At 67.4% G+C, this 10,500-nt stretch carries 9 protein-coding genes; 2 read left to right on the top strand and 7 right to left on the bottom strand.

The genetic code is table 11. From position 1 onward, the window contains the following. Window positions 1-16 precede the first annotated feature (16 nt). From B8460_RS01295 to B8460_RS01265, 7 genes are read right to left on the bottom strand one after another with little or no spacing between them, the layout of a single operon-like run. A complete protein-coding gene (locus B8460_RS01295) occupies window positions 17-883 on the bottom strand; it encodes a VOC family protein (RefSeq protein WP_048859760.1) in 867 nt (288 codons plus the stop codon). Beyond that, entirely contained in the window at window positions 873-1,328 is a 456-nt protein-coding gene (locus B8460_RS01290) for a cupin domain-containing protein (RefSeq protein WP_048859759.1), read from the bottom strand. Before B8460_RS01290 ends, B8460_RS01295 begins: the two co-directional genes overlap by 11 nt. Before the next feature lie 17 nt (window positions 1,329-1,345). Next, window positions 1,346-1,819 (bottom strand): DoxX family protein, encoded by a 474-nt coding sequence (locus B8460_RS01285; protein ID WP_048859758.1) that lies wholly within the window; start codon window positions 1,817-1,819, stop codon window positions 1,346-1,348. A 49-nt stretch (window positions 1,820-1,868) separates the two neighbouring features. Further along, window positions 1,869-2,180: a cytochrome o ubiquinol oxidase subunit IV gene (locus B8460_RS01280; RefSeq protein ID WP_048859757.1), complete on the bottom strand. Its 312-nt coding sequence runs from the start codon at window positions 2,178-2,180 to the stop codon at window positions 1,869-1,871. Then, the gene (locus tag B8460_RS01275; RefSeq protein ID WP_084623094.1) at window positions 2,177-2,809 is read right to left on the bottom strand and encodes a cytochrome c oxidase subunit 3; all 633 of its coding nucleotides are present in this window, start codon (window positions 2,807-2,809) and stop codon (window positions 2,177-2,179) included. The genes B8460_RS01280 and B8460_RS01275 overlap by 4 nt, the downstream gene beginning before the upstream one ends. Further along, on the bottom strand, window positions 2,797-4,857 hold the full coding sequence (locus tag B8460_RS01270; protein WP_048859761.1) for a cbb3-type cytochrome c oxidase subunit I: 2,061 nt from the start codon (window positions 4,855-4,857) through the stop codon (window positions 2,797-2,799). The genes B8460_RS01275 and B8460_RS01270 overlap by 13 nt, the downstream gene beginning before the upstream one ends. A gap of 23 nt (window positions 4,858-4,880) precedes the next feature. Beyond that, window positions 4,881-5,735, bottom strand: a complete 855-nt coding sequence (locus B8460_RS01265) for a cytochrome ubiquinol oxidase subunit II (protein ID WP_048859756.1) — start codon at window positions 5,733-5,735, stop codon at window positions 4,881-4,883. A gap of 340 nt (window positions 5,736-6,075) precedes the next feature. Here B8460_RS01265 and B8460_RS01260 point away from each other — a divergent pair, with 340 nt between their 5' ends. Beyond that, on the top strand, window positions 6,076-7,215 hold the full coding sequence (locus B8460_RS01260; RefSeq protein WP_199445501.1) for an efflux RND transporter periplasmic adaptor subunit: 1,140 nt from the start codon (window positions 6,076-6,078) through the stop codon (window positions 7,213-7,215). 4 nt (window positions 7,216-7,219) lie between these two features. Beyond that, window positions 7,220-10,423, top strand: coding sequence for an efflux RND transporter permease subunit (locus tag B8460_RS01255; RefSeq protein WP_048859754.1), 3,204 nt, complete (start codon window positions 7,220-7,222; stop codon window positions 10,421-10,423). The last annotated feature ends 77 nt before the right edge of the window (window positions 10,424-10,500 follow it).

The raw sequence follows: 10,500 nt of genomic DNA, 5'->3' as shown, positions 1-10,500 counted from the left end.
AGCGCCGCCGCCGCCGTCACGGAAGTCCCGTCCGCGCCGGACCCGCGACCTCGTGCAAATGCCCGTCCGGATCGCGCAGCATGTCGCTCCGCGCTCCGCGCCACACGATGCGCGTCGCGGCCACGTCGTCCGCCCGCCGCGCCGCATCCGCCGCGCCGCGCGGCACCCGATAGGCGAGCAGTTCCAGATGCGGCGTCGGCGCTTCCGGGCGCATCGGCGCCACCACCACCCGCGCGTCGCGCAGCCCGTCCAGCGCGTCCTGCGCCGGGCCCGTGTTGAGCGTCCGCGCGCCCGGAATCAGCCCGAGCGCGCGATAGAACGTCGTACTCGCGTCGGCATCGCCGACGCTGATGGCGGAATGGTCGATGCCGCGTGCGATCAAGGCCGCGCCGTCCCCCCCGCCCTGCCACGCCGGCGCGTCGGCCGGGAATTGCAGCAGCTCCAGCGGATGCCCGTCCGGATCGCGGAACTTGTACGCGTGAACGCCGCCCGACGACGCGGGCAGATGCTGTGGGCCACCCACCGAAATCGCGGTTGCCGCCTGCACGCGCCGATACGCGGACGCGATGTCGTCCACCACCAGCGCCAGATGCTGGAACGCAAGCGACGCCGCATCGACGTCCGGCGGATAGGGCCGTCCGGGCGGGTCATACTGGTCGATCGACACCGCGTGCCGCCCCAGCCGCAACGTCTGCCGCCGCCCGGTCCCGTGCAACCCCAGCTGCCGCATCGCCGCGTCGTCGATCGCCTGTTCCGGCCCCTCCGCCACGCACCCCAGCACGTCGCGGTAGAAGCGCGACAGGCGCGGCAGGTCCGCCGTCACCAGCCGGAAGCCGGCGATGGCCGACAGGCGCTGCGCCGGCCCTGCGGCATCAGATGGCATGGCACGGCGTCCGGCGCGGCGGGACGTGCACCTGCACGGTCATCAGCACCGCCGGCGCGTCGCCGATCGTGCCGGACCGGTGGCCCTTCTTCCCGTCCGTCGCGACGCAGCCCTGATCCTCGCCGAACGACACCTCGCCCGGCCCCTGCTCGATGCGCGTGCCGTCCATGCTCTCGATGAACCACCGTCCGGACAGCACGACGATCCATTGCGGCGCCGGGTTCTCGTGCCACTCGCCGACCCAGCCCACCGGCTGCACCGTGACCACGACCGTCGAGGGGTGGGTTCCGTGCCGGTTGTTCCATTGCGGCGCGGCACCGCCGACGCCCTTTAGCTCGAAGTCGTCCAGCGTGCACGGTGTCTGGTGGCTGATCCCCGCCGCGTCCGTCCACAGATGCCAGAACGGAACGCTCGGCTTCGGCGCGCCGTCGTTGGATGCCTGCATGACCGTCTCTCCCGCACTCACGGTGCCGCCGCATGCGCGGCATAGGGGTGGGAGGACGCAAGCGGATCGACGAGGAAGCCGTGCCACGCCTGCCCGTCCAGCCCCACCACGATCAACAGAAAGCCCGAGGCGAGGGAGAAGTTCTTCAGGAAGTCCCAGAACAGGTCGCGCGCCTTGCTCTCGCCCGCCGCCCAGAAATCGCCGGGCTCCCAGAACCGCTTGAACAGGATCGCGGTGACGGCGCAATACCCCGCCAGCACGAAGGCGGCGAACCGGTCGGCGACGCCGGTCAGAATGCCGAGCGGCATCACGATCTCCACCCCCAGACCGATCACGATCAGCGCGACGGCGACCGGCTGCGCGCTGAACACCTGCCGCGCCTGCGTGACCGCGCCCCGGAAATTGAGAAGCTTGTCCAGCGCGCTCGCCGGAAAGAACAGCACGACCAGGCCATAGCGCACGACCAGGATCACGACCTGCGCCGTGCTCACGCGCCCGCCCGCCGTGCCGGAACGCGCGGATGGCCCACCCTGCGCATCCCTACATCATCCGCGTGCGCAGGTTGAACAGGACGACCAACGTCCCGCCGACCATCAGCGCCACGATCAGGCTGGAAAACAGGATCAGCTGCAAATCCGCCCGCGCGGATCGCTGCAGGTCGATATGCAGGAAGCACCGGAAATGCACGATCATCTGCGCGAGCCCAAGGCCAAGCACGGCGTAGAAGGCCGCCCGCCCGTCGAGCAAATGCAGATACACCAGCCCGAACGCGGCGACGGTCAGCAACAGGGCAAGCGCGTAGCCGACCACATAGGTCAACGTCTCGCGACGTTCGATCGCGCGCGGCGTCATCGGATCAACCCCTGCAGATAGACCACCGAGAAAATCGCGATCCAGATCACGTCGAGGAAATGCCAGAACAGGCCGAGCCGCAGCAGGTTCAGCTTCACCCCCCGGTCGCGCCCGATGGTCGCCAGTTGCAGGAGCATCACGCACAGCCAGATGGAGCCGATCGTGACATGCAGCCCGTGCATCCCGACCAGCACGAAGAACGCGGACAGGAACCCGCTTCGTTCGGGCGTCGCGCCCGCCGCCGCCATGGTGACGAAATCATGCGCCTCCATGCCGAGGAACGCGAGGCCGAGCCCGAGGGTCACGATCAGCCATCCCACCAACGCCCCCGCCCCGGCGTCCCGCTTCAGCGCGATCGACGCCATGCCGAACGTGGTCGAGGAAGTCAGCAGCAACAGCGTCTCTATGAACGCCGGTCCGATCTTGAACACGTCCGCCGGCCCCGGCGCCCCCGCCGTGCCGCGCAGCATCGTGCCGTAGATGGCGAACAGCAGCGCGAACAGCACCGCGTCGCTCATAAGAAAAATCCAGAAGCCGAACACGTCGCTTTCGAACCGGCGGCGCGTGTCGCGCGGATCGTCGGCGAGGTTCAGCCCGGGATGACGCAGCGGGGGGGCTACGCGATCCATTCGGCGAGCCCTTCGTTGATCTCGGATTGCTCAAGCTGCCGCGGCACGGGGTGCGCTGCCCGCGCCTGCGCCAGCCATTCTCGATCGAATGCCTCGACCGTCTCGGCCGGGATGATCTTCGTCACGTCGCGCATGAACGAACGCGCGATGGTCGTGACGAAGATGACGAAAAGGGACAGCGCCGCCATCCACCAGATGTGCCACACCAGACCGAAACCGCACGCCGCCGCGGCGACGCCGATGATCACGCCACAGGCGGACTCCTTCGGCAGTTCGATGTCGTGATAATGGTCCGCGGGGTGATAGGCACCCTCGTTGCGCTTGCGCCAGTAAAAGGCGTCCAGCCGGCCGACATGCGGGATCGACGCGAAGTTCCACTCCGGCGGCGGCGCTGCGACCGACCATTCCAGGCCGCGCGCATCCCACGGATCGCCCACGGGCACGCGGTTGGCGTGGCGGTCGCGGATGCTGACATATAGCTGCACGAACAGCGAGATCAGGCCGGCGAACAGGGTTGCCGCGCCGCACAGGGCGATCAGCAGCCACGGCCGGAACGCGGGGTCGAAAACCTCCTGCGTCCGCCGCGCCATGCCGGCGGCACCAAGCACGTACAGCGGCATGAAAGCGAGATAGAACCCCGCCACCCAGCAGACGACGGAAATACGCCCCCACCGCTCGTTGAGGCGGAAGCCGAATGCCTTGGGAAACCAGTACATGTAGCCGGCGATCAACCCATACAGCAGCCCGCCGATCAGCATGTTGTGGAAATGCGCGACCAGAAACAGCGTGTTGTGCAGCACGTAATCGAGCGGCGGCGTCGCCAGGATGATGCCAGTAAAGCCGCCGAGCGTGAAGGTCACCATGAACGCGATGGACAGCAGCATCGGCGGCGTGAGCCGCACGCGGCCACGAAACATGGTCCAAATCCAGTCGTAGATCTTCACCCCGGTCGGCACGCCGATCGCCATGGTGGCAATGCCGAACGCCGCGTTGACGTCGGCACTCTGGCCCATCGTGAAGAAATGATGCAGCCAGACGGTGAAGGACAGCACCGCGATCGCCGCCGTCGCGATCACCAGCGAGGTGTAGCCGTACAGCTCCTTCGACGAGAAGGCCGAAACCACCTCCGAGTACACGCCGAAGGCCGGCAGGATCAGGATGTAGACCTCGGGATGGCCGAACAGCCAGAACAGGTTGACATAGTTCATCATGTCGCCGCCGTGGCCGTTGGTGAAGAAATGCATCCCGGCATAGCGGTCCGCGGCCAGCAGCAGCGTCGCCACCGTCAGCGGCGGCATCGCGAAAATCATCATGATCGCCGTGCACAGCGAGGTCCAGCAGAACATCGGCATGCGCATCCAGCCCATGCCCGGCGCGCGCATCTTGTAGATCGTGCAGGCGATGTTGATACCCGCCGTGGTACTGCCGACCGAGGACAGCGTCACCGCCCATATCCAGTAGTCCGGCCCCACCCCGGGGTTGAACGCCAGCTCGGTATAGGGCGGATAGCCGCTCCATCCGCCCGTGGAGAAGGCGCCGATCACCAGTGACACCATCATCAGCGCGGCACCCCCCACCGTCAGCCACAGGCCCACGGAATTGAGGTAGGGAAACGCCATGTCGCGCGCGCCGATCTGCAACGGCACGACGTAGTTGATCAGCCCGGTCAGGAACGGCATCGCCATGAAGAAGATCATGATGCTGCCGTGGGTGGTGAACAGCTGGGCGAAATGGCCCGGCTCGACCAGGCCCGGCGCATTGATGGCCGTCGCCTGCTGCGTGCGGATCAGCACCGCCTCGATCAGGGCGCGCGTCAGCATCACCCCAGCGAGGGCGATGTACATGATGCCGATCTTCTTGTGATCGAGGCTCGTCGCCCACTCGGTCCACAGATAGCGCCACGCCTTCGCCCAGGTGAGCAGCGCCAGCACCGCGACGGCACCGATGACGACGACGGACCCGGCGGCGGCGCCGATCAGTTCGCTCACGCTCGGGTCGCGCCAGGCGCGCACGAACGGCAGCGCGCCCCAGCCAAGGTTGCCGAGCAGGATGTGCCAGATGTCCGGCCCGTTCATGGCTGCCCCATCCCCCTGGCCGCGAGCGCGTGTCCCTCGTGCGCGCCGTCGCGCACGGTCTCCGCGATGATGCGCCCGAACAGCCCCGGCGCGACCGCGCCGAAGGCGAGCGGATGCGACAGCGTGGACCTGCGCGCCAGGGTCGCATATGCCGCTGCGTCAAGCCGCTCCGGCCGCGCCCTGATCGCCGTCAGCCATTGCCCGAATGCCTGCGCACCCAGGGCCGCGACCTCGAACCGCTGATCCTGAAAGCCCGGCCCGTTGAACTGCACGTTCTCGCCCAGGAAGGTGCCCGGCGCGTCGGCCTCAAAATTGAGCTGCGTCCGCATCCCCGCCATCGCGTAGATCTGGCCGACCAGGCGCGGCATCAGGATGGACTGCATCACCGTGCCGCTGGTCAGGCTGAGATGCACCGGCCGACCGGCGGGGATGACGAGGCGGTTGACCGTCGCGACCCCCTCCGTCGGGTAGATGAACAGCCATTTCCAGTCGAGCGCCACCGCCTGGATCTCGATCGCCTGCCCGGGCAGCGGCCGGTACGGGTCCAGCCGGTGCGTATCCCGCCACAGATATACCGCAAGCCCGACGACGATCAGCGAGGGCGGTATCCAGATCAGCCCCTCCAGCGGCCAGCTGAATCCCCATTGCGGGCGATAGACGCGACGGGTGTTGGCGAGGCGATAGTACCACGCCATCAGCGGCGCCAGGATGACCACGGGCCCGATCACGAACAGCATGACCAGGCAGATCCACAGGAACTCGTCGCGCGTGGCGGCGGCGACCGGCCCGGCCGGCGACAGGAACCCACGATGCAGCACGCCGCAACCGCCCAGCATGAGGCACAGCGCCATCGGGCATAGCCCGGGCCACAGCAGCCGCGTGACCGGTCTTGAGACGCGACGAACTGGCAAAACGTGTCCCCTGGCCACCCGACGCGATAACGCGACGCCGCCCGGCGCCGTTCGCCCGTCGCTGCAAGTTGATGACGCCCGCCGCTCTCGCGCCTGACGCGCCCGCGTTACGTGAATGACATCATCCGGCTATGCACGACAATGTGCAGACGGGGCGCGCAACTAGCCGCGCGCGGCCACGCTCCAACGTGCATCCACGCTTTCCCTGGTGCCCTCACCCCGCATGCCCGCTGATACGCAGAAAAAGCGAACGGGTCGCCGCCGCTGGATCATCGCGGCCGTGGCCGCGATCATCGTGATAACGCTCGTCGTCGGCGGCATCCTGATCAGAACACATAACGAGAGTGCGCTGGCCAAGGCGACTGACGAGGACGCGACGCCGTCCGTGGACGTGATCACCCCGCGGCATACCGCGCCGCAATCCGTGCTGCGCCTGCCAGGCGACGTGCAGGCCTGGTACGAGGCGCCGATCTATGCCCAGGTCAGCGGCTATCTGCGGATGTGGTACAAGGATATCGGCGCCGTGGTGAAGGCCGGCGACCTGCTGGCCGTGATCGACACGCCGGAACTCGACCAGCAGCTTCGTCAGGCGCAGGCGGCGCTGGGCGAGGCGGTCGCCAACGAAAAGCTAGCGGAGGTCACCGCGGCGCGCTGGCAGCATCTGCTCGTCACCAACGCCGTCTCCCGCCAGAGCACCGATGTCGCCACCAGCGACGAAGCGGTCAAGCGCGCCGCCGTCGCGGCGGCGCAGGCCGATGTCGACCGGCTGCACGCGCTTGAGGCCTTCAAGCGGCTGATCGCACCGTTCGACGGCGTGGTGACGGTCCGCCGGACCGATGTCGGCGCGCTGATCCGGGCGAACGGCGTCTCCGACCCGGAACTCTTCGCGGTCGCCGACATCCATGCGATGCGCGTCTATGTCCGGGTGCCGCAATCCTACACGGCACAGATCCACGTGGGCATGCAGGCGCGGCTGCGTCTGCCCGACTATCCCGATCGGGTCTTCGCGGCGCGCGTCATCACCGCGGCGCATCAGATCGCCCTGACCTCCCGCACCATGCTCGTGGAGCTGGAAGCCCCGAACCCCGATGGCGCCCTCTCGCCGGGCAGCTACGCGACGGTCGAGTTCGAGCTGCGGAGCGATCCGCACACGCTGATCCTGCCGACCAGCGCGCTGATCTTCCAGCAGCACGGCATGCAAGTGGCAACCGTTGTCAACGGCCGCGTCGCCCTGCGGCAGATACGCATCGGCCGCGACACCGGCACCGAGGTCGAAATCACCAGCGGCATCGGCCCAAAGGACGAGGTGATCGACAGCCCGCCGGACAGCCTCGCCTCCGGCGAGCAGGTGCGGGTTGCCGGACACCACCCCGCCCCGCCGAACGGGGGCGCCGCCGACATGCCGCAGCCGGGCCAGTAAGGGCATGTGGATCGTCCGCGTCGCGCTGGACAAGGCCTACACCATCTTCGTGATGGTGATCTGCATCGTGCTGTTCGGCGTCATGGCGGTGATCGAAATACCGCGCGACATCTTTCCCAACATCAACATCCCCATCGTCGCGGTGGTGTTCACCTATTCGGGGATGCTGCCGGCCGACATGTCGGGCCGCATCGTCTATTACTTCGAACGGACGCTCACCACACAGGTGAACAACGTCAAGACGATCGAGAGCCAGTCGCTCGACGGCTACGGCATCATCAAGATCTACTTCCAGTCCGGCGTCGACATCAGCACCGCGCTGGCGCAGACGACGGCGGTCGCGCAGACCGTCCTGAAGCTGCTGCCGCCCGGCATCACGCCGCCCTTCGTGCTCAGCTACAGCGCCGATACCGTGCCGGTGATCCAGCTCGCGCTGTCGGGCCATGTCCCGCAGGTCAAGCTGTTCGACCTCGCGCAGAACTTCATCCGCCCGCAGCTCGCGAGCGTGGCCGGCGCATCGATCCCGTCCCCGTACGGCGGTCTGAACCGGTCTATCATGGCCGATCTGAACCTGACCGCGATGCAGGCCAACAATGTCTCGGCATCCGAGGTCGTCACCGCGCTCGAGCATCAGAATCTGGTGATACCCGCCGGGACCGAGAAGATCGGTCCCTACGAGGACTACGTCGCGCTGAACGCGAGTCCGACCGAAATCGACAAGATCAACGACCTGCCGGTCAAGCGGGTCAACGGTACCGTCATCTACATGCGCGACGTGGCCTTCGTCCACAACGGCGCGCCGCCACAGACAAATCTGGTGCGCGACAACGGTGACCGCGCGGTGCTGCTGCCCGTCTACAAGATCGGCACGGCGTCGACCTTGTCGATCACCTCGGGCGTGAAGTCGCGCATCCCGCGGCTTAAGGAAGGGATGCCGAAGGGGCTCAACATCAGCGTCGTCGGCGACCAGTCCGGCTTCGTGAAGGCCGCGATCGACGGCGTGGTCAGCGAGGGCACGATCGCCGCCAGCCTGACCGCGCTGCTCATGCTGCTCTTCCTCGGCAGCTGGCGCCCGACCGTGATCGTCGCGGTTTCCATCCCGCTGGCCATCCTGGTGTCGATCTGCGTGCTGTGGGGTATGGGCGACAGCCTCAACACGATGACGGCGGGCGGGCTGGCGCTGGCGGTCGGCATCCTGGTCGACGACACCACCGTGATGATCGAGAACATCAGCGTCCACCTGGAGGAAGGCAAGAATCTGCGCGACGCCATCCTGGCGGCGGGCAAGGAAATCGCCCTCCCGGCGCTGGTCTCTACCCTATCGATCTGCATCGTCTTCGTGCCGATGTTCATCCTCAGCGGCGTGTCCTACTACCTGTTCACCCCGCTCGCGCTGGCGGTGATCCTCGCGCTGCTCGCCTCCTACGTCTTGTCGCGCACCCTCGTGCCGACGGCCGCGATGTATCTGCTGACGGAGAAGGAGGAAAAGGACGGCGATGCCGGGCCGCCGCGCCGTCGCAGCCTGTATCGTCGCCTCGTCACCCCCCTCACCCGCTTCCAGCAATGGTTCGAACGCGGGTTCAAGCGTCTGGGCGAGGCGCATAGCCGGTTGCTGGAGGGCGCGCTGGGCCGTCCCTGGATCTTCGTCGGCGCGTTCCTGGCCTTCAGCCTCGCGTCCATCGCCGTGCTGGAACCGTGGCTGGGGCGCGACTTCTTCCCGCATGTCTACGGCGACAGCATCGCGCTGCATATCCGCGCCCACAGCGGCACCCGCATCGAGGACACCGCCCGCCTCTGCGACGAGATCGAACAGAAGATCCGTCAGATCATTCAGCCCAAGAACATCAAGACGATCACCGACAACATCGACCTGCCGTATAGCGGCCTCAACATGGCCTATTCCAACACCGGCACGATCGGACCGCAGGACGCCGACATCATCGTCACCATGGGGCCGAGCCACGGCTCCACGCTCGGCTACATCCGGACGCTGCGCCACGTGCTCCCGCGCGACTTCCCCGGCACCACGTTCGCGTTCCTGCCGGCCGACATCACCTCGCAGATCCTGAACTTCGGCACCCCCTCCTCGATCGACCTGCAGATCAGCGGCAGCGACGAGGCGGCGGACCACGCCTATGCCGTCAAGCTGCTGCATCGGCTCAAGCATGTGGCCGGCGTCGTCGATGCCCGGCTGCAGCAGCGCTTCGACTACCCGGAGATCAACGTGGCGGTCGACCGCACCCTGGCGCAGCAGGTCGGCCTGACGCAAAGCAACGTGGCCGACAGCCTGCTCTCGGTGCTCTCGGGCAGCTTCCAGGTGAAGCCGAACTTCTGGCTCGACGTGAAATCCGGGGTGTCCTACCCGCTCATCGCCCAGACACCGCAGTACCGCGTCGACTCCCTGTCGGACCTGACCAACATCCCGATCACCGGACAGGGCGGCGCCGACAAGCAGATCCTCGGCGCGCTCGCCACCTTCGAACGCGGCCCGGCGGACGCCATCGTGTCGCACTACAACGTGCAGCCGGTGGTCGACATCTATGCCACCTACAGCGGCCGCGACCTCGGCTCGATCAACGACGACATCCAGGACATCCTCAAACAGACCGCCAAGCAGAAGCCACAGGGCAGCTCCGTCGCCGTGCGCGGGCAGGTGGAGACGATGGAGACCGCCTACTCCCTGCTGTTTCCCGGCATCGGTGCCGCCATCCTGCTGGTCTATCTGCTGATCGTCATCAACTTCCAGTCCTGGCTCGATCCCTTCGTCATCGTCACCGCGCTGCCGGCGGCGCTGGCCGGCATCGTGTGGGCACTGTTCATCACCTTCACCCCGATCTCGGTGCCCGCGCTGACGGGCACGATCATGTGCATGGGCATCGCCACCGCGAACAGCGTGCTGGTCATCAGCTTCGCGCGCGAGGAGCTGGCCGCCGGCCGCGATGCCGTCACCGCCGCGCTGAAGGCCGGTCAGGGGCGGCTGCGGCCGGTGATCATGACCGCGACGGCGATGATCATCGGCATGGGACCGATGTCGCTCGGCCTCGGCGCGGGGGGCGCGCAGAACGCGCCGCTCGGCCGCGCCGTCATCGGCGGGTTGCTGTTCGCGACCGTCTCGACGCTGTTCTTCGTGCCGGTCGTCTTCAGCCTCGTGCACCGGAGGGACCAACATGAAAAGACCGACCAAGACCCGGATGGGCACCCGGCCTAGCGCGGCGACACCGGCGGCCGCCCCGGCGGCCGCCCTGTGCCTCGCGCTCGCGGCGATGACGGTGGGGCCGACGCCGG

The organism is Acidisphaera rubrifaciens HS-AP3, from assembly GCF_000964365.1.
In the GTDB taxonomy this organism is placed as follows: Bacteria; Pseudomonadota; Alphaproteobacteria; order Acetobacterales; family Acetobacteraceae; genus Acidisphaera; species Acidisphaera rubrifaciens.
Note: the sequence above shows the minus strand (reverse complement) of the source record. Positions and strands in the feature narration are given on the sequence as shown.